The 18619-nt window shown below is 72.7% G+C and carries 16 protein-coding genes and 1 tRNA gene; 3 read left to right on the top strand and 14 right to left on the bottom strand.

The window, feature by feature from the left end; all coding sequences use genetic code 11:
- Positions 1-96: 96 nt before the first annotated feature.
- The 13 genes from hpnH to ACFU7Z_RS17245 form a co-directional block, all read right to left on the bottom strand.
- Positions 97-1125: an adenosyl-hopene transferase HpnH gene (hpnH, locus tag ACFU7Z_RS17185; RefSeq protein ID WP_049649487.1), complete on the bottom strand. Its 1029-nt coding sequence runs from the start codon at positions 1123-1125 to the stop codon at positions 97-99.
- Between the two features lie 2 nt (positions 1126-1127).
- A complete protein-coding gene (locus ACFU7Z_RS17190) occupies positions 1128-1808 on the bottom strand; it encodes a 1-hydroxy-2-methyl-2-butenyl 4-diphosphate reductase (protein WP_380778002.1) in 681 nt (226 codons plus the stop codon).
- Positions 1805-3829, bottom strand: a complete 2025-nt coding sequence (gene shc, locus ACFU7Z_RS17195; protein ID WP_049659813.1) for a squalene--hopene cyclase — start codon at positions 3827-3829, stop codon at positions 1805-1807. Before shc ends, ACFU7Z_RS17190 begins: the two co-directional genes overlap by 4 nt.
- A 64-nt stretch (positions 3830-3893) precedes the next feature.
- The gene (locus ACFU7Z_RS17200; RefSeq protein ID WP_063780402.1) at positions 3894-4982 is read right to left on the bottom strand and encodes a polyprenyl synthetase family protein; all 1089 of its coding nucleotides are present in this window, start codon (positions 4980-4982) and stop codon (positions 3894-3896) included.
- A gap of 209 nt (positions 4983-5191) precedes the next feature.
- Positions 5192-6625, bottom strand: a complete 1434-nt coding sequence (hpnE, locus tag ACFU7Z_RS17205; protein ID WP_380778003.1) for a hydroxysqualene dehydroxylase HpnE — start codon at positions 6623-6625, stop codon at positions 5192-5194.
- Positions 6626-6752: 127 nt separating this feature from the next.
- Positions 6753-7610: a presqualene diphosphate synthase HpnD gene (gene hpnD / locus ACFU7Z_RS17210; RefSeq protein WP_375876312.1), complete on the bottom strand. Its 858-nt coding sequence runs from the start codon at positions 7608-7610 to the stop codon at positions 6753-6755.
- 41 nt (positions 7611-7651) lie between these two features.
- A complete protein-coding gene (gene hpnC, locus ACFU7Z_RS17215; RefSeq protein ID WP_380778004.1) occupies positions 7652-8617 on the bottom strand; it encodes a squalene synthase HpnC in 966 nt (321 codons plus the stop codon).
- A 272-nt stretch (positions 8618-8889) separates the two neighbouring features.
- Positions 8890-9699, bottom strand: a complete 810-nt coding sequence (locus tag ACFU7Z_RS17220; RefSeq protein ID WP_234348229.1) for an ABC transporter ATP-binding protein — start codon at positions 9697-9699, stop codon at positions 8890-8892.
- Positions 9692-10633 (bottom strand): ABC transporter permease, encoded by a 942-nt coding sequence (locus ACFU7Z_RS17225; RefSeq protein ID WP_049649806.1) that lies wholly within the window; start codon positions 10631-10633, stop codon positions 9692-9694. Before ACFU7Z_RS17225 ends, ACFU7Z_RS17220 begins: the two co-directional genes overlap by 8 nt.
- A 155-nt stretch (positions 10634-10788) precedes the next feature.
- Positions 10789-11688, bottom strand: a complete 900-nt coding sequence (locus ACFU7Z_RS17230) for a glycosyltransferase family 2 protein (RefSeq protein WP_049649807.1) — start codon at positions 11686-11688, stop codon at positions 10789-10791.
- The gene (locus ACFU7Z_RS17235) at positions 11685-12422 is read right to left on the bottom strand and encodes a CDP-alcohol phosphatidyltransferase family protein (protein WP_380778005.1); all 738 of its coding nucleotides are present in this window, start codon (positions 12420-12422) and stop codon (positions 11685-11687) included. The genes ACFU7Z_RS17230 and ACFU7Z_RS17235 overlap by 4 nt, the downstream gene beginning before the upstream one ends.
- 91 nt (positions 12423-12513) lie before the next feature.
- Positions 12514-13575, bottom strand: coding sequence for an iron-containing alcohol dehydrogenase family protein (locus ACFU7Z_RS17240; RefSeq protein ID WP_049649808.1), 1062 nt, complete (start codon positions 13573-13575; stop codon positions 12514-12516).
- Positions 13563-14318: a sugar phosphate nucleotidyltransferase gene (locus ACFU7Z_RS17245; protein WP_049649809.1), complete on the bottom strand. Its 756-nt coding sequence runs from the start codon at positions 14316-14318 to the stop codon at positions 13563-13565. Before ACFU7Z_RS17245 ends, ACFU7Z_RS17240 begins: the two co-directional genes overlap by 13 nt.
- 589 nt (positions 14319-14907) lie before the next feature.
- Between ACFU7Z_RS17245 and idi the strand changes: the two genes are divergently transcribed.
- Positions 14908-15561 (top strand): isopentenyl-diphosphate Delta-isomerase, encoded by a 654-nt coding sequence (gene idi, locus ACFU7Z_RS17250; protein WP_079272473.1) that lies wholly within the window; start codon positions 14908-14910, stop codon positions 15559-15561.
- An 84-nt stretch (positions 15562-15645) separates the two neighbouring features.
- On the opposite strand, the gene ACFU7Z_RS17255 is transcribed toward idi, so the two are convergent.
- Positions 15646-16164, bottom strand: a complete 519-nt coding sequence (locus tag ACFU7Z_RS17255) for an ATP-binding protein (RefSeq protein ID WP_369808266.1) — start codon at positions 16162-16164, stop codon at positions 15646-15648.
- A 393-nt stretch (positions 16165-16557) separates the two neighbouring features.
- On the opposite strand from ACFU7Z_RS17255, the gene ACFU7Z_RS17260 reads away from it, so the two are divergent.
- Positions 16558-16642 (top strand) — tRNA-Leu (locus ACFU7Z_RS17260).
- A gap of 316 nt (positions 16643-16958) precedes the next feature.
- Positions 16959-18596 (top strand): APC family permease, encoded by a 1638-nt coding sequence (locus tag ACFU7Z_RS17265; RefSeq protein ID WP_117492546.1) that lies wholly within the window; start codon positions 16959-16961, stop codon positions 18594-18596.
- Positions 18597-18619: the final 23 nt, after the last annotated feature.

Consider the following 18619-nt stretch of genomic DNA (forward strand, 5'->3'; position numbering starts at 1 on the left):
CGGGCCCGGGCGCGGGCCGGCCTGGCTGCGGGGGCGGAGCCGGCCCCGGGCGCGGGGCCCGGGGCCGGGGCGCCGACCCGGAGGTCGGCTCCCCGCTCAGCGGCCCTTGTTGCCGTTGACGGTCTCGGTGATGGCGCGCAGCGACTGCTGCAGCGAGCCCATCGTCGCGAGGACGGCGGTCGGCTCGTAGCCGCAGTGGGCCATGCAGTTCTCGCAGCGCGGGTCCTTGCCGCGGCCGTACTTGCTCCAGTCGGTCTTCTCGACCAGCTCGCGGTAGGTCGGCACGTAGCCGTCGGCCATCAGGTAACAGGGCCGCTGCCAGCCGAACAGCGAGTAGTTGGGGATGCCCCAGGGGGTGCACTCGAAGTCGGCCTTGCCCTCCAGGAAGTCCAGGAAGAGCGGGCTGTGGTTGAGGCGCCAGCGCTTGCGGTTGCCGTCGGCGAAGGCCGCGCGGAAGAGCGCCCTGGTCTGCTCGACGCCGAGGAAGTGCTCCTGGTCGGGGGCCTTCTCGTAGGCGTAGGCGGGCGAGATCATCATCTCGTCCACCTTGAGCTCGTCGTTGAGGTAGTCCAGCACCTCGATGACCGTCTGCGGGGTGTCGGTGTTGAAGAAGGTGCTGTTGGTGGTGACCCGGAAGCCGCGCCGCTTGGCCTCCTTGATCGCGGCCACGGCCTCGTCGAAGGTGCCCTCCTTGGCCACCGACTCGTCGTGCCGCTCGCGCATGCCGTCGATGTGCACCGCGAAGGTGAAGTACGGCGAGGGCGTGAACTTGTCCATCTTCTTGCGCATCAGCAGCGCGTTGGTGCAGAGGAACACGTACTTGCGGCGCTCGACGAGCTGCCGGACGATCTCGTCGATCTGCGGGTGCATCAGCGGCTCGCCGCCGGCGATCGAGACCATCGGGGCACCCGACTCCAGGACCGCGCCGACCGCCTGGGCGACGGGCATCCGCTGCTTCAGGACGCCCGCCGGGTGCTGGATCTTGCCGCAGCCCTCGCAGGCGAGGTTGCAGGCGAAGAGCGGTTCCAGCTCCACGATCAGCGGGAACTTGTCCCGGCGCTTGAGCAGCTTCTGCTGCATGAGGTAGGTGCCGACCCGCACGGTCTGGCGCAACGGCATGGCCATGGCTAGCTCGCCTCCTGGGGGAGCGTCGAGGATGTGGGGTGGTTCAGGTCTACGGAGCCGGGCGCGCGCTCCTGCCGGTACCAGTCGACGAGGGCGGGTACCGTCGCCCGCAGGGTCCGCCAGGCGCGCACCCCGGCCGGGAGGGTGCCGGGCCGCAGCAGCTCGTGCTCGGGCGTGTCCACCACCACCCGCAGGACGGCCGCCGGCAGCACGGGCCGGACCTCGCGCAGCACGGCCAGGACGGCGGCGGCCTCCATGTCGACGGCGAGCGCGCCCTGGAGGTGCAGCGCCCGCCGTTCGATGCCGCGCACCACGTGGTCGGCGGTGTGGTGCACGCCGGTGTGCACGGTCAGGCCGCGCTCCTTCAGCGCCCGGGTGAGCTCCGCGCCGGAGTCGAGCGGGTACAGGTGGCCCTCGGCGTCGCGCACGCCGTCGGCGGCGACCACGTCGCCGGGCAGGACGCCCGGGCCGAGCGCGGCGCCGAAGCCGGCCACCACCACGGCGCCGTAGCCGCTGGGGGCGGAGCCGAGCAGGCGCCGGACGGCCAGCCCGGCGCGGCGCCGGCCGACCCCGGTGCGCACCAGCACCGGGGACCCTCCGGTCGCACCGCGCCAGTCGCCGCCGCGCAGGGCCCAGACCTCGGGGCCCAGGGCGCAGAGCACCAGCAGGGGCGCGGTGGTCACCGCGCCGTCCCGATCGCCGGGGTTCCGTCGGCCCGGATCGTGCCCGGGGCGCCGTTGAGGTAGCGGCCGAGCGCGGTGACCGGGAAGACCAGCCGGTACAGGTGGTAGTTGATGGAGAAGTCCCACGGGAAGCCGGTGCCGGTGAACTGCGGCTCGTCCCAGGTGCCCTCGGGCAGCTGGGTGCGCACCAGCCACTCCGCTCCGCGCTCCACCGCCGGGTTGGCCCGGTCCTTGGGCCCCTCACCGGCCGCGAGCAGCGCCATCAGCGCCCACGCGGTCTGCGAGGCGGTGGAGTCGCCGCGCCCGGCCCAGCGCGCCGGGTCGTCGTAGGAGCGCATGTCCTCGCCCCAGCCGCCGTCGGCGTTCTGCCGGTCCTCCAGCCAGCGCACCGCCCGGCGGATCGCCGGGTGCTCGTCGGGGACGCCGGCCGCCACCAGGGCGGGCAGCACCGAGCCGGTGCCGTAGATGTAGTTGGTGCCCCAGCGGCCGAACCAGGAGCCGTCCGCCTCCTGGTTGCGCAGCAGCCACTCGATGCCTCGCCTGGTCCGGGGGTCGCGGGAGCGGCCGGTCTCGGCGAGCATCTCCACCACGTGCGCGGTGACGTCGGCGGACGGCGGGTCGACCACCTCGCCGAAGTCGCAGAACGGCAGCTTGTTGGGCAGCGTGCTGGTGTTGTCCACGTCGAAGGCGCCCCAGGCGCCGTTCTTGGACTGCATGCCGAGGTTCCAGAGCACGCCCCGGTCCACCGCCCCGTCGACCTTGGCCGGGTCGGGGTGGGCGACCCGGCGCAGCGCGAGCACCACCTCGGCGGTGTCGTCGATGTCGGGGTAGGTGTCGTTCTCGAACTCGAAGGCCCAGCCGCCGGGGGCGAGCCCGGGCCGCTTCACGGTCCAGTCGCCGGGCTTGCGGATCTCCTCGCCGAGCATCCAGTCGACGGCGGAGACCAGCGCCGGGTGGTCGGCCGGCACCCCGGCGTCGACCAGGGCGATGGTGGCCAGGCAGGTGTCCCAGACCGGGGACTGGCAGGCCTCCAGCCAGCGCTTGCCGTCCTCGGTGTGCACGGTGAAGCGGTCGAAGGAGGAGAGTCCGGCCTTCATCACCGGGTGCTCCAGCTCGTAGCCCTCCAGGTGCAGGGCGATCAGCGAGTAGACGGCGGGGGGCTGGATGCCGCCCCAGCAGCCGTCGGCCTCCTGGCGTTCGACGATCCAGCGGCAGGCCTGCGAGAGGGCCAGTCGGCGCAGCGGGCGGAAGGCCCGGCGGTGGTAGGCGTGCAGCGCCTTGTCGAGGCGTTCGAACAGGCCGTCCCAGGTGGTGGCGGGGGCGAGCGGCCGGTGGGGGTACGGGTCGTTCGGGTCGGTGTGCAGCTCGGTGAGCGGGAAGGGCGCCGGACGGACCGGGCGGTGGGAGGAGACGACCGTCAGCGGGACGATGGTCTGGCGGGCCCAGCAGCCGAAGGCGTAGATGTTCAGCGGCAGCCACCTGGGCAGGAAGATGATCTCGGGCGGCATCTCGGGCAGCCGTTCCCAGGGCCACCAGCCGAACAGGGCGAGCCAGATCCGGGTGAACACCCGGGCGGCCGCGATGCCCCCGGCGGAGCGGACGTAACGCGCGGCGGCCAGCATGTGCGGGGCTTCCGGGTCGTCCCCGGCCAGCTTGAGGGCGACGTACGCCTCGACGGTGGTGGACAGCTCGGGCGGCCCGCCGTGGAAGGTGGACCAGGTGCCGTCCTCGCGCTGCTGGGAGCGGATCCATTCGGCGGTGGCGCGGGTCTGCTCCTCGGTGCGGATTCCCAGGAACTGGCGGAGCAGTAAGTCCTCGGCGTCCATGGTGACGTTGGTCTCCAGGTCGCCCTTCCACCAGCCCTCGGACGACTGCAGGGAGAGCAGGTGGGTGGTGGCGCGGGCCAGGGCCTCCCGCGCGTCGGCCGGTCCGTGGTCCGTCTCACCGGCCGGCCGCGGCTGGTCGGTGTCCTCGGGCTGCCACCGCCCCGTGCCCAGCAGGGCCGGGGGGCGGTCGCCCACCGCGACCGGCTCGGAATCGTACTCAGGGTCGAGCCGGCCGTCCGCGGTTGCTGTCAACGTAACGTCACCTCTCTCGTACCACCACGAATTCGGCGAGTGCGACGAAGTGCTCCCGCACCTCGTCGGTCATGGGCACCTCGTCCAGGGCGGCGAGGGCAGTCGTGTGCTGGCGGCGGGCCTCCTCCCGGGTCCAGGCGCGGCCGCCGGCGTCCTCGATCAGCGCGGCGCGGGCGGCGAGCTCGGGCTCGCTCTCCTCCCCGCGTCCCTTCGGGTCGGCCAGCTCCTCGGCGAGCCGGCGCGAGGCCGCTCCGCCCTCGGCCAGGGCGGCGGCGACCGGCAGGGACTTCTTGCGCTGGCGCAGGTCCCCCCAGTGCGGCTTGCCGGTGACCTCGGTGGCGCCCCAGATGCCGAGCAGGTCGTCCACCGCCTGGAAGGCGAGGCCCAGGTGGTGGCCGTAGCGCTGGAGCGAGTCGGAGACCTTGTCGTCGGCGCCGGCCAGGACGGCGCCGATCGCCGAGGCGGCGGCCAGCAGTGCCGCCGTCTTGCCGCCCTCCATCTCCAGGCACTCGGCGACCGTGACGCTGTCGCGCTGTTCGAAGGCGACGTCCATGGCCTGGCCGTCGATGAGCCGGCGGGTCGCCGTGGTGAGCAGCCGGACGGCGCGCGCGGCGTCGGTGGCGCTCGCCCCGCCGGTCACGGCGGCGTCGAGCAGCACCTCGGTGCCGAGCGTCGCCAGGGCGTCGCCGACCAGGATCGCCTGGGCCGGCCCGAAGACCGTCCAGGCGGTGGCCCGGTGCCGTCGGGTCTCGTCACCGTCCATCAGATCATCATGGAGGAGGGAGAAGTTGTGCACCAGTTCAACCGCGACCCCACCGGGCACGCCGACCTCGGCCGCCGCGCCGGTGGCCCGGGCGGACAGCAGCGCCAGCGCCGGGCGCACGGCCTTGCCGCCGTCCCCCGTCACCGGGGTGCCGTCCCGGTCGATCCAGCCGAAGTGGTAGGCGGCGACGGTGTCCATGGGTGCGGCCAGTCGGGCGACGGCGGCCCGTAGCGGCGGGGTGCAGAGCGTACGGCTGCGGGCGAGCAGCTCCGGCACCGAGACCGGTTCGGCGTGCGCCGTGCCTCCGACGGCGTAGCCGGTGCGTGACTCCACGTGCGTTCCCTCTTCCTCGTGGTGCCGGGCCGCACGGGGCGGCCGGGCGCTGTCGGTGCGGCTGGTGTCGAATCGAGTGCCGGTGCCGGTGGTTCCAGCGGTGCCGGTGATGCCGGTACGGCCGGCCGGGCCGCTCCCGGTGGATGCGCCGGTGCGCTCGACGGTACGCCCGTCGGCTCTGGCGGGCTCTCCGGCGGCGGGGCCCGCCGTCACCTGGGCCACCTCCCGTCGCCGCGGTCCACCGGCGTCCGGGCGCCGGCCGCGGCGAGCGCGGCGTCGGCCGCGGCGTGGCCGCTGCGCACGGCGCCCTCCATGGTCGCGGGCCAGCCGGTGGCCGTCCACGAGCCGGCCAGCAGCAGGCCGGGGACCTCGGTGCGGGCCGAGGGGCGCAGCGCCCCGTTGCCCGGCGCCGGGTCGAAGGTCGCGGTGCGCTCCCGGGTGACGAAGAAGTCCAGCACCTCGGCCTGGGCCGCGGCCGGCAGCAGCCGGCCCAGCTCGGGCAGGTAGCGGCCGCGCAGCTCGGCCACCGGCAGGTCGATCTCGTCCTGCGCGGCGGACTGCGACAGCGCCAGGTACTGGGCGCCCGGGTGGGCCCGGCCCGTCGGGGTGGCGGCCAGGCCGGAGTGCGCGGTGCGGTCGAAGACCCACTGCACCGGGGAGCCGAGCGCGGCGAAGAACGGCCGGCGCAGCACCTTGCGGTCGTAGACCACGTGCACGTTGAGGATCGGCGCGGTGCCGAAGCCGGCCAGCCGCTCCTGCCCGGGGACCGCGTTCGGCGGCAGCAGCGCGGCCGCGCTGTCCTGGGCGCCGGCCAGCACGACGGTGTCGGCGGTGAGCAGTTCCCCGCCCTCCAGCCGGACGGCGTGCTGCGGCGCGGCCGGCTTCAGCTCGGCCACCCGGGACCGCAGCAGCACCCGGACGCCGGCCCGCTCCAGCTCGGTGAGCGCCCGGTCGTGGTGGATCACGCCGAGCGGGACGGCGGCGGTGCCGATGTCCGAGGCGCCCGGGTCGGAGAGCAGGCCGGTCTTGAACACCATCCCGGCGAGCGCCAGCGAGACCTGGTCGGCCCGGGCGTTCAGGGTGGCGACGCCGACCAGGTCCCACAGGGCGGCCTGGGTGGCGGCGTTCTGCCCGTTGCGGCGCAGCCAGTCGCCGAAGGAGACCTCGTCCAGGGCCGGGTCCGCGAGGTCCAGGCCCCGCAGGGCTAGTGCGCCGCGGACCACCCGGGCGCGGTCGGCCGGGGACAGGTGCGGGTAGCGGGCCAGGCTGCCGGCCAGGTGCAGCGGGACGGGCAGGCCGGCCCGGCGCAGTCGGCCCAGGGTGCGCACCGGGGCCTCCGGCGGCCCGGTGACGGAGAGCACCGGGATGTCGAGGCGGTCCTGGAGGTGGACCAGCCGGGAGGCGCCGAGGCGCTCCAGCAGGCCGCGGTAGGCGGTGCAGCAGCGCAGGTAGACGTGCTGGCCGTTGTCGACGGTGAGCTCGCCGCGCTGGAAGGAGAAGGCCAGGCCGCCGAGCCGGGGCCGCCCCTCCGCGAGGGTGACCCGGTGGCCCGCCTCGGCGAGGCGCAGCGCGGCGGTGATCCCGGCGAGGCCGCCGCCGACCACCACGGCGGCCGGGCGCGCGGCATCGGCTCGCCCGGTCATCGGCCCTCCCCCTCGCAGTCGGTGGACCGCCCGCGGGCGGTCCCTGAAGAAGATCCTCGTTTGTTCAACACGGAACTACCCGCACGTGATTCCCAGCTGACACAGCGTGACAGAACTGTTGCGAGAATCAAGAACGCCCCCCGGCGAGCCCGGAAAGCGCCACGTACGCCTTCTCCCAGCCCGGCAGCGAGACCCGGCCGCGCAGGACCGACTCCGGTTCGGCGGCGATCCGGCCGAGCAGCCGGTGGTAGATCCCGGCCATCGCGGCGGTGCAGGCGCGGCTGCGGCGGTCGAGCATCGGCAGCAGCCGCAGGCCCTCCTCGAAGGCGGCCTGGGCACGGGCGGCCTCGAAGGCCACCAGGCCGGTGAAGTCCGCGCCGACCGGCGGCTCGGGCAGGGCGAAGCCCTGCTCGCAGCCGAACCGGACCAGGTCCTCGGCGGGCAGGTAGGTGCGGCCGGTCAGGGCGTCCTCGCGCAGGTCGCGCAGGATGTTGGTGAGCTGCAGCGCCAGGCCCAGGGTGTCCGCGTAGCGCGCCCCGAGCTCCGGGTCGTCGCAGCCGTAGACGCCCAGCGAGAGCCGGCCGATCGCGCCGGCCACGCAGCGGCAGTAGACCTTCAGCTCGTCGTACGTCTGGTACTCGGCGCCCTTGAGGTCCATCTCGACGCCGTCGATCAGCTCGTCGAAACCGCCGAGCGGGATCGGGAAGCGCCGGGCCGCGTCGGCCAGGGCGACCTTGATCGGGTCGGTGTCGTCGTCGGCGACCACCCCGGAGCGGACCTCGTCCACCAGCTCCCGGGTGCGCACCAGCGCCTCGGCCTTGCGGTCGTCCGGGAGGTCGCCGTCGCCGATGTCGTCCACCCGGCGGGCCAGGGCGTACAGGGCCGACATGGCCAACCGCTTGGGTTCTGGCAGCAACCGGATGCCGTAGCTGAAGTTGCGCGCCTGCAGTCCGGTGACTGCCTCGCAGTACCGGTACGCCGCCATGACCTGGGCCGACGCCAGTGGTGATGCCGCCACGCGGGCGTTCACCTTCCCTTCGCGAAGATGGCCGCCGCCTTCGCTGCGAGGCGGCGCTTGTCCGGCTTCGCCTGCTGGGCGAGCACGTCGTACCCGGCGTCCTCGACGGCCGCCAGGGCCGCATAGCCGCCTGCGGTGAATCCCGCCAGGAGCAGTCGAAGCCTCCCCCGAACCGTACCTACCAATGGTGCGCCGCGGTCGAGCAGGGTGCGGGCCCGCTCGACCTCGAAGGCGATCAGCTCGCGCACCGCGCCGTCGGCGGAGGGCGCGGCCAGGTCGGCCTCGGTGACGCCGAAGCGGGCCAGGTCCTCCGCGGGCAGGTAGATCCGGCCGTGGGCCAGGTCCTCGGCCACGTCCTGGATGTGCTCGACCACCTGCAGGCCGCTGCAGACGGCGTCGGAGAGTTCGGTCCGCTCGGGGGTGGAGACGCCCGCGATGGCCAGCACGAGGCGGCCGACCGGGTCGGCGGAGAGGGTGCAGTAGCCGATCAGGTCGTCGAAGGTGGCGTAGCGGGAGGTGGTCTGGTCCACCCGGTTGGCCTCGATCAGACGGCGGAACGGTTCGGGGGTCAGGCCGTGCCGGTCGACCAGTGGGACGAGCGCGCTCATCAGCGGGTGGCGGGGGCGGTCCACGCCGGCCGCTCCGGAGCCGCCGGCGGTGCGCAGGGCCGTCTCGAAGACCCGGTCGAGGTCCTGCTCCAGTCCGTCGAGCAGGGCGAGCCGGAAGGCGGTCTCCTGCGGAGCCGGCGGGCCGGACTGGTCCGAAGGGGTGGCGGGGGGCGTCTGCTCGACCCCGAGCAGCCGGGCGGTGGCGGCCGGGTCGGCCAGGTCGCCGTCGCCGGCGTCGTCGACCAGGCGGGCGAAGCCGTACACCGCCATCAGGTCGTCGCGCCAGGCCGCGGGCAGGAAGAACGGGGCGACGGGGAAGTTCTCCGCGCCCGCCTTGTCCAGGGTCTGTCCTGCGGAACCGTTCACCGGCGTATCTCTGGGCTGGGCCGAAGCCGACACTGCTGTCACTCCCCCGTTCTACACCGCTTGGCACGACCGGTCCGACTCGGACACGCGTCCGAGCGCGGGCGTCACGCACGGCACACCGCCCCCGCGACCACCAGGCTGACACGCCCGGGCGCGCCGGAGAAGAGCGCCCCGCCGGGGCACCGGGCGCTCGCCTCCGCGCCGGGCGGCGGGAAAGGCGCGGGGCCGGCTCCGGAAGCTCCGGAACCGGCCCCGCGGGAGTGTGACGGGGACTACGGTCGCTCACCGCGCTCGTAGCGGCTCACGACCTCCTCGGTGGGTCCGTCCATGACCAGCTCGCCGGCCTCGATCCATATGGTCCGCTCGCAGACCTCGCGGATCGAGTTGTTGTCGTGGCTGACCAGGAAGACCGTACCGGCGGACTTGCGCAGCTCGTCGATCCGCCGCTTGCTGCGCTGCTGGAAGGCCTGGTCGCCGGTGGCGAGGGCCTCGTCGATCAGCAGCACGTCGTGGGTCTTCGCGGCGGCGATCGAGAAGCGCAGCCGGGCGCCCATGCCGGAGGAGTAGGTGCGCATCGGCAGGGAGATGAAGTCGCCCTTGTCGTTGATGCCGGAGAACTCGACGATGTCCTGGTAGCGGGCCCTCACCTGGGCCGGGGTCATGCCCATGGCCAGGCAGCCGAGGACGACGTTGCGCTCACCGGTGAGCTCGTTCATCAGCGCGGCGTTGACGCCCAGCAGCGAGGGCTGGCCGTTGGTGTAGATGCCGCCCTTCTCGGTCGGCAGCAGGCCGGCGATGGCGGCCAGCATGGTCGACTTGCCGGAGCCGTTGGAGCCGATCAGGCCGATCGCCTCGCCCTTGTACGCGGTGAAGCTGATGCCCTTGACCGCGTGCACCTCGCGCACGCCGGAGGCGCGCTTGCGGCTGATGATGCGGCTCAGCGCCGAGGTGGCGCTGCCCTTGCCGGAGCCGGCGCCGTGCACCTTGTAGACGATGTGCACGTCGTCGACGACGACGGTGGGCTCGCGGGCGACGTCCGCGTCCGTGACGGTGTCGTTGTTGCTCAGGTCGATGTCAGCCACGGCCGTACTCCTCCTCGGCCTTCCAGAAGAAGACGTATCCGACGACGAACATGCCCACGCCCCAGGCCAGGCCGTACGCCCACTGGTGCGGCGGGAGGGTCTGGTGCACCGGCTGGTGCGGGTTGTAGATGACCGGCGCGAAGGCGTGCCGCAGCAGGTCCATGTAGATCGACGCCGGGTTCAGCGACATCAGCGTCTGGATGTAGTGCGGCCAGTGCGTGATCTTGTCCTGGATGCTGAACATCACACCGGACAGGAACATCCAGGCGCGCATCACGAACGGGATCAGCTGGGAGATGTCGCTGGTCCGGGAGCCGAGCCGGGCCATCACCAGGGAGATGCCGGTGTTGAAGAGCGTCTGCAGGAGCAGCGCCGGGATGATCAGCAGCCAGGTCCGGCCCGGGGTGATGCCGGCGGCGAGCACGGTGACGACCAGGACGACCATCGAGATCAGCAGCTGCTGGAGCTGGATCACGGTGAAGGCGATCGGGAGGCTGGCCCGGGGGAAGTGCAGCGCCCGGATCAGCCCGAGGTTGTCGGAGATCGCCCGGGTGCCGGCCTGCACCGCGTTCTGGGTGAACTGGAAGACGAAGACGCCGATGCACAGCCAGGCGATGTAGGTGTTGTCCGGGAAGCCCTGCTTGCTCGCCAGGATCACGCCGAAGACCAGGTAGAACACCGCGCAGTTGAGCAGCGGGGTCACCACCTGCCACAGCTGGCCGAGCTTGGCGTTGGTGTACTGGGCCACCAGGCGGGCGGTGGCGAAGGCCCAGATGAAGTGGCGCCGGGCCCAGAGCTGCTTGGAGTAGGCGAACAGGCCGGGACGGGCGCCGCTCACCGCCAGACCGTACTTGTCCGCAAGCTGCTTGGGGGTCAGGCCCGCGTCCGCCCCCCTGGGGGCCGAGAGGCTGACGGGTTCACTCACTGTCGACACATTCGTCCTTCACGCGGGATCGGTCGGGGCGGCCGGTCGGCGGGGTCCGCCGGTCGTGCGCCGATGGGGATCCACTGGGATCTCGGGGGAGCCGGCCGGTGTGTGGGCACCGGCCGCAGCGATCGATCATCCGATGCGGATGCCATCAGATGTGATCAGATGATCGGAGGTCGGCCCAGCCTGGTCAGTCGCCAGACGGTACGCCACCGCATGGGCCGCCGCGCACCGCAGGGTTCGCGCCAGCCCGCCCGGAACCCGCCCCACCAGGCCTTCAGCGCCTCCGGGGAGGGGCGGCGGGCCAGGGTCAGCAGGAACCAGGTTCCCAGATAGAGAGGCACCAACAGGGCCGGAAGGTTCCGCCTCGCGAGCCAGACCCGGTTGCGGGCCACGTTGTGGAAGTAGCTCGCGTGGCGGGCGGGCGAGGTCGTGGGGTGGTGCAGCACCACGTCCGCCCGGTAGTCGATGGCCCACCCGGCGTCCAGCGCGCGCCACGCGAGGTCGGTCTCCTCGTGGGCGTAGAAGAACTCGGCGGGCAGCTGCCCGGCCTGCTCGAACACCTTGCAGCGCACCGCGCTCGCGCCGCCCAGGAAGGTCGTCACCCGGGACGAGCGCAGCGGGTCGCTGGCGCGCAGCCGGGGGACGTGCCGGCGCTGGGTGACACCGGTGTCCGGGTCGGCGATCCGGAAGGAGACGATGCCCAGCTCCGGGTCGGCGGTGAAGGCCTCGCGCAGCAGGCGGGCCGAGTCGGTGCGCGGCAGGTTGCCGTCGTCGTCCAGGAAGAGGACGGCGTCGACCTCCGCGCCGTCCCGGCCGAACAGCTCGATGCCGACGTTGCGCCCGCCCGGGATGCCCAGGTTCTCCGGCAGCTCGACGGTGCGCACGCCCTCCGGCAGCGGGGGCAGCTCCACGCCCTGGCCGACCACGGCCAGCTCGACCGCCGGGCCCTCCTGGGCGCGGACGGCCTCGATCAGGGCGTTGAGCTCGGCGGGCCGGTTGCCCATGGTGATGATCACGGCACCTAGGCGGAAGTCCTCCGCCGTGCCCGGCGCGCTCATCGCAGCCTGCTGGAGAGGACGATGCTCAGCAGGTGCAGCACGGTCTGGAGCATCGCGATCGCGGCCAGGACGACCACCGCGAGCCGGGTGAAGAGCAGTCCGCCGTGCACGGCGTCGGCGACGCCGGCGGCCAGGATGAGCAGCGAGGCCTCGACCGCGCCGACCAGGCGGTGGAACTTCAGGAAGGAGGCCGCCCGGCGGGCCTTGGCGACGGAGGCCGAACGCGGCACCGAGGCGCTGTCCTCGACGGCCGTCAGGCCGCTGCGGGCGCGGGCCACGTCCACCAGGTCGGTCTCGGACTTGATCAGGATCGCGCCGAGCGCGGCCAGGGTGCCGAGGAAGGCCCACTCCCAGTGCGACCCGGTGCCCTCGCGGTGCAGCAGGTCGGTGGCGCGCAGGCCGAGGCCGGTCAGCAGCGCCGCCTCGGACATGTAGTGGCCGACCCGGTCCAGGTAGACGCCGGTGAGCGAGGTCTGCCGCCGCCAGCGGGCCACCTCGCCGTCCACGCAGTCCAGCAGCAGGTAGACCTGGATCAGCAGGGCGCCCAGGACGGCGCCCGCGATGCCCGGCAGGACCAGCGCGGCGCCGGCCAGGATGCCGGTGATCATCATCAGGTACGTCAGACCGTTGGGCGTGATCGCCGTCACGGTGGAGAGCACCCGGGTGATCCGCAGCGAGATCTTCCGCATGTACAGGCGACCGGCCCAGTGCTCGGCACTGCGGCGCTGGAGCATGCCCTCCGGGTGGATCACCGCGCGCAGTTCCTCGATCGAGGGCCTGCGGGTCAGGTCCACCGGGGGCCGTTCGGCGCCCGCGGTGGAGGGGTCAGCTGTTGACGGCTTGGACATAGTCGGCGTACGCGTCCCTGATTGCGGAAGGGGAGAGGTCGAGGTGTTCGAGGATGGTGAAGCGCCCCGGTCGGGTGTTCGGAGCGTAGTGCACCGCTTCGGTGAACTCCGCCTCGGTGAAGCCGATCTGAGCCGCGGTCACCGGCAGTCCGTGGCTCGCCAGGCGCTCCACGATCAGACCGGTCAGCTCGCGCTCGCCCCGCAGGAAGCTGGCGAAGGCGGCGCCGAGGCCGACCTGCTCGCCGTGCTGGGCGGACCGCTTGGGATACAGCACGTCCAGGGCATGCGAGATCTCGTGGCAGGCACCCGACGAGGGCCGGGTGCTGCCCGCGATGTTCATCGCGATGCCGGACAGTACCAGGGCCTCGGCGAGCGCCGTCAGGAGGTCCTGGTCCTGGGTGCTCCCCGGGTGCCGCAGCAGGTTCTCGCCCGCCGAGCGGGCCATCGCCACGGCCAGACCGTCCACCGGCTCGCCGGTCACCGCGTGCGACAGCTCCCAGTCCGCGCACGCGGAGATGTTGGAGACGACGTCGCCCACGCCGGCCGCCACGAAGCGCTGCGGGGCCTGCCGGATCACGTCCAGGTCGACCACGATGCCGATCGGGCTGGGCACCCCGTAGGAGCCGCGGCCGGCGTCGTTGTCCAGGGTGGAGACCGGCGAGCAGATGCCGTCGTGGGCCAGGTTGGTGGCGACCGCGACCAGCGGCAGGCCGACCCGGGCCGCGGCGTACTTGGCGGCGTCGATGATCTTGCCGCCGCCGAGGCCGACCATCGCGTCGTAGTGGCCGCCGCGCATCGCCTCGGCCAGCCGCACCGCGCTGTCCAGGCTGCCGTCGTCCACGTTGTACCAGTCGGCGCCGGGCAGGGCCGGCTCCAGGCGGCGGCGCATGGCCGAGCCGGAGCCGTTGCTGATCGCGACCGCGATCCGGCCCGAGGCCGACAGCCGCTGGTCCGCGAGGATGCCGCCGAGCGCGTCCAGCGCGCCCGGGCGGATCTCGACGAACAGCGGCGACGGGACCAGTCGGGTCAGTACCGGCACGCGATCTCCCGCGCCTTCGCCAGGTCGTCGTGGTTGTCGACCTCGACCCAGGAGACCTCGCCGATCGGCTGGACGTCGATCCGCAGGCCGCGGTTCACCATCTCCTGGTAGCCGTCCTCGTAGTACAGCTGCGGGTCGCGCTCATAGGTGGCGCGCAGCGCGTCGGTCAGGTCGGCGGCGGCGGACGGGTTGATCACCGTGAGGCCGATGTACTCGCCGCTCGCCTCGGCCGGCTCCATCAGCTTGGTGATCCGGCGCATGCCGGTGGCCGGGTCGACGACGACCTTCATCTCCTCGTCGGCGAGCTTCTTCACCGTGTCGAGGGCGAGCAGGATGCCGGGGGCGGCGCCGGCGTCGGTCAGGCGCCGGTTGCCCTCCAGCATGGTGCGCTGGACGGAGGCCGGGTGGACGGTGTCGCCGTTGGCGAGCAGCAGGCCCTCGGCGAACAGGTCGCGGGCGCACCAGAGCGAGTAGGCGTTGTTCCACTCCTCGGCCTTGTCGTTCTCGACGAGGTGGAGCTTGACGCCGTACTTGCTCTCCAGGGCGTCCTTGCGGTCGTACACCGCCTCCTTGCGGTAGCCGACGACGATCGCGGCATCGCGCAGACCGACCTCGGCGAAGTTGCCGAGCGTGAGGTCCAGGACGGTCCGTTCCCCGTCGACCGGCACCAGCGCCTTGGGCAGGGTGTCGGTGTACGGGCGCAGCCGGCGGCCGGCGCCGGCTGCCAGAACGAGGCCGATCATGCGGGTCTCCTGATCCGTCGTGCTGTGCGCGGGGCCGTGCCGGGGGCGGCGGCGCCACCGGGACCCCCGGTCCGGTGTTCGACCGGGCCGGGCGGCGGCGCGCCGGTGCCGGCACAGATCCGGGCACCGTGTCGTATGTGATGGTAGGCGACCGGGGCCACCGGCCAGAACGCGCCCGCCCTGCCCAGGGGCGGCGGCGGGGCGGCGGACGGGCGGCCGCCGAGGGCCCGTCGAACGGCCGTCGGGCCGCCCGGGGGCCGCACCGGATCCGCCCGGGCGCCGCCTGCGGGACGGTGCGGGAAGGCCGTGAGGAGGCGCCGGACCGGTCGAACGGGCTCCGAACGCGCGCCGAACGGTTCTGCGAATTCTGTGACTCTTACGAGGGCATCCCGGACCCTTCTCTGGACGGTTTCCGACTCCTCCGGGTCATGATCCGCCCGGTTGTGCGTGGGACCCCTGCCGACCGCCACCCATACGGCAGACTGGATGCCGACGCCGGCGCCGGTGCCCCCGCTGTGTCCGCCGCACTCCGCCCGGTGTGTCGGAGACACCCGATGCTCCCGTTGCTCCCGCTCCCGAAAGAGGCCCCATGCCCCAGAGTCTTCCGACCGATCCCACGCACTTCGCGGCCGAGATCGACACCGGTCTCGACGTGGAGACCGATGTGACGGTCGACCCCCGGGCCACCGGGTCCGCCCCCGTCGGAACCGAGATCCTGCTGGAACTGGTCGACGACGCGGGCGTCACGATCGGCACCGGCGAGAAGCTCTGGGCCCACCAGCAGCCGGGCCGGCTGCACCGGGCCTTCTCGGTCTTCCTGTTCGACCGCCAGGGCCGGCTGCTGCTCCAGCGCCGGGCCCTCGGCAAGTACCACTCCCCCGGCGTCTGGTCGAACACCTGCTGCGGCCACCCGTACCCGGACGAGCCGCCGTTCGTCGCCGCCGCCCGGCGCACCGCCGAGGAGCTGGGTGTCGCACCGGCGCTGCTGTGCGAGGCGGGCACCGTCCGCTACGACCTGCCGGACGAGGCGTCCGGGCTGATCGAGCGGGAGTGGAACCACCTGTTCGTGGGACTGGTCACCGCGCCGGTCGAGCCCGCCCCGGAGGAGGTGGACGACTTCGCCTTCGTGACCGCGCAGGAGCTGCGCGAGCTGCGGGCGGAGCGGCCGTTCTCGGTCTGGTTCGAGACGGTCTTCGAGGCCGCGCTGCCGGGCATCCGGGAGATCGCCGGGCGGGACTGGTAGTCCGCCCGCCCCGGCCGGTGGTCCGGCCGTCCCGACCGGCGGTCCGGAGGTGTCGGCCGTCGGTCCGGCGTCCGGCCCGGCCGGTCAGTGGTCGGGCCCCGGGGGAACGGGCAGCGAGGCCCAGATGACCTTGCCGCCCTCCCCCGTGTCTTCGACGTCGCACACCCCACCGGCCTGCAGGGTGACGCTCTTCACCAGCAGCAGGCCGCGCCCGCCGGTGCGTCCGGTGTCGTTCTCCAGCGCCTTCGGCCGGTACGGGTCCCCGTCCTCGACCGACACCCGCACCCAGGCCCGGCGCAGCGACAGCTCGGTGACCACCTCGGGCGACAGCTCGGCGGCGTGCGTCACCGCGTTGCTCACCAGCTCCGAGACGATCAGCAGCAGGTCGTCCACCAGCTCCTGGTAGCGCACCCCGGTCATGCCCTGGGCCAGCAGGCGGTCGCGCACCGCGTGCCGGGTGAGCGGCACCGAGGCCTCGGTGGCGGGCACCGGGAAGCGCCACACGCCCTCGGTGGGGCCCGCGGAGGCCGTGGCCCCGACCGGGCCCTCCCCCCGCCTGCCGCGTCTCGGTTCGGCCTTCGCCGCTCCGCTGATCTGCTCCACGTCCAGCCGCCCTTCGTCCGCGACCCGGGAATCAGGCGATCCGCTTCATGGCGCCCTCGGTCCACAGAGGCTAGGAGAGCCGTCGCGGCGGGTGCGGCACCGTCGACAAGTTGCCCGTGTCGGACCGCTTCCGGCCGCAACCGACCGCGGGCGGTGCGGGAGTCGACCGGTTCCTTCGCGGACCCCACCGGTTCGGGCCGGATTCGAGCGCGTTCACAGGCCGTACCAACCTGTGCGGGCGGTGCGCCGCGGCCCCGTGGCCCCGGAGCGGCCCGACCAGGATGTCGGTCGGCGCGGCCCCGAGGAAGCGCAGGTGAGAAGCACTCCAGAACCCTGGTAATGTTCTCTCTGTCGCCGAGGGGGCGAGGAAAAAGCCCCCGAAGCACACACCCAGTCCGGGTGGCGGAATGGCAGACGCGCTAGCTTGAGGTGCTAGTGCCCTTTATCGGGCGTGGGGGTTCAAGTCCCCCCTCGGACACAGCCGAAATTCCCCGTGGAGGCCGAAAGGCTTCCACGGGGAATTTCGTTTTTCGGGCCGCCCCTTTCCCCCGGGCCGGCCCCGGTCGCCGTCCCTGGCCACCGCCCTCCCTGGCGCTGTGGCGTCCGTCTCCTCGCCGGTCCGCATCGGCCCGGACGCCGGACACGAGATGGCAACAATCGGATGGTTTGAGCTTCCTCTGAGGTTTTCGCCCCTTTTTGGACCTTAGGCTGCTCTCCGTTTGTCCGAAATACCGACGCAAAATCGCAAAAACACCGACACCACCCGATGAACCACGAGCGAGAGGACCGATACGTTGAGTGAGCCCGAATCGTCGACGGCATCACACCAGAACTACCGCCGATCGCTCGGAACGATCAGCCTGACCGCGGTCGGGCTGGGGTCGATCATCGGCTCCGGGTGGCTGTTCGGTGCCGAGCGGGCCGCCAAGCTCGCCGGACCCGCCTCGATCCTCGCCTGGGTGATCGGTGCCGCGGTGGCGCTGACCATCGCGCTCACCTACAGCGAGCTGGGCTCGATGTTCCCCAAGGCCGGCGGCATGGTCCGGTACGGCCAGTACTCGCACGGCTCGCTGGCCGGCTACCTGGCGGCCTGGGCCAACTGGATCGCCATCGTCTCGGTCATCCCGGGTGAGGCCACCGCCTCCGTGCAGTACATGAGCTCCTGGCACTTCGGCTGGGCGCAGGGGTTGTACGACGGCAAGGAGCTGACCCTCAGCGGCGTGGCGCTGGCCAGCGTGCTGCTGCTCGTCTACTTCGCCCTCAACTGGTTCGCGATCACGCTGTTCGCCAAGACCAACACCGCGATCACCGTCTTCAAGGTCGTCGTCCCGACGGTGACCGCCGGTGCGCTGCTCTTCGCGCACTTCGACTCGGCGCACTTCACCGACCACGGCGGCTTCGCGCCGAACGGCTGGAGCTCGGTGTTCACCGCCGTCGCGGTCTCCGGCATCGTCTGGGCCTTCAACGGCTTCCAGTCCCCGCTGAACCTGGCCGGCGAGGCCAAGAACCCCGGCAAGTCGCTGCCGAAGGCCGTCATCGGCTCGATCCTGATCGCCCTGGTGATCTACGTCGCGCTCCAGATCGCCTTCCTCGGCGCCATCCCGGGCGGCGACCTGGCGAACGGCTGGAGCAACCTCTCCTACACCTCGCCGCTGGCCGACCTGGCCATCGCCTGGGGCCTCAACTGGCTCGCGATCACGCTCTACGCGGACGCCTTCATCTCCCCCTCCGGCACCGGCATGATCTACGCCGCCACCACCTCGCGCATGATCCACGGCGTGCAGGAGAACGGCCACCTGCCGAAGATCTTCGGCAGGGTCGACGCCAAGACCGGCATCCCGCGCCCGGCGCTGGTGCTCAACCTGGTGGTCGCGTTCATGTTCCTCGCGGTCTTCCGCGGCTGGGGCTCGCTGGCCGAGATCGTCTCGGTGGCCACCGTGATCTCGTACATCACCGGCCCGGTCGCCGTGATGGCGCTGCGCCGCCTGGCCCCCGAACTGCCGCGGCCGGTCCGGCTGCGCGCCATGCCGGTGATCGCCCCGATCGCGATGATCTTCGGCTCGCTGGTGCTCTACTGGGCCCGCTGGCCGCTCACCGGCAAGGTCATCCTGCTGATGGCCGCCGGTCTGCCGATCTGGGCCTGGTACGAGCTGCGCAAGCCGTTCGCCGTGCTGAAGCCGCACCTGAAGGCGGGCGCCTGGATGGTCGCGTACCTGTTCGTGATGGCCGGCGTCTCCTGGGCGGGCAGCGCCGACTTCGGCGGGCACGGCTACCTGCCGGAGGGCTGGGACCTGCTGATCGTCGCCGCGATCGGGCTGGCGTTCTACTACTGGGGCGTCGCCAGCGCCTGGGCCAACCCCTCGCTGGCCGCGGTCCGCGAGGAGATGCTGGCGGCCGAGGGCGCCGAGGCGGCGGAGCCGTCCCGGGTTTGATCCTCGTCACACGGTGAAGGGCC

The organism is Kitasatospora sp. NPDC057518 (genome assembly GCF_042802075.1).
Taxonomy (GTDB): Bacteria; Actinomycetota; Actinomycetes; order Streptomycetales; family Streptomycetaceae; genus Kitasatospora.

Bases quoted from the DNA above. Each gene is read 5' to 3' on its own strand.
- hpnH (WP_049649487.1), bottom strand. From the start codon at position 1,125: ATGGCCATGCCGTTGCGCCAGACCGTGCGGGTCGGCACCTACCTCATG.
- hpnE (WP_380778003.1), bottom strand. From the start codon at position 6,625: ATGACCGGGCGAGCCGATGCCGCGCGCCCGGCCGCCGTGGTGGTCGGC.
- hpnD (WP_375876312.1), bottom strand. From the start codon at position 7,610: ATGGCGGCGTACCGGTACTGCGAGGCAGTCACCGGACTGCAGGCGCGC.
- ACFU7Z_RS17230 (WP_049649807.1), bottom strand. From the start codon at position 11,688: ATGAGCGCGCCGGGCACGGCGGAGGACTTCCGCCTAGGTGCCGTGATC.
- ACFU7Z_RS17235 (WP_380778005.1), bottom strand. From the start codon at position 12,422: ATGCTCCAGCGCCGCAGTGCCGAGCACTGGGCCGGTCGCCTGTACATG.
- ACFU7Z_RS17245 (WP_049649809.1), bottom strand. From the start codon at position 14,318: ATGATCGGCCTCGTTCTGGCAGCCGGCGCCGGCCGCCGGCTGCGCCCG.
- idi (WP_079272473.1), top strand. From the start codon at position 14,908: ATGCCCCAGAGTCTTCCGACCGATCCCACGCACTTCGCGGCCGAGATC.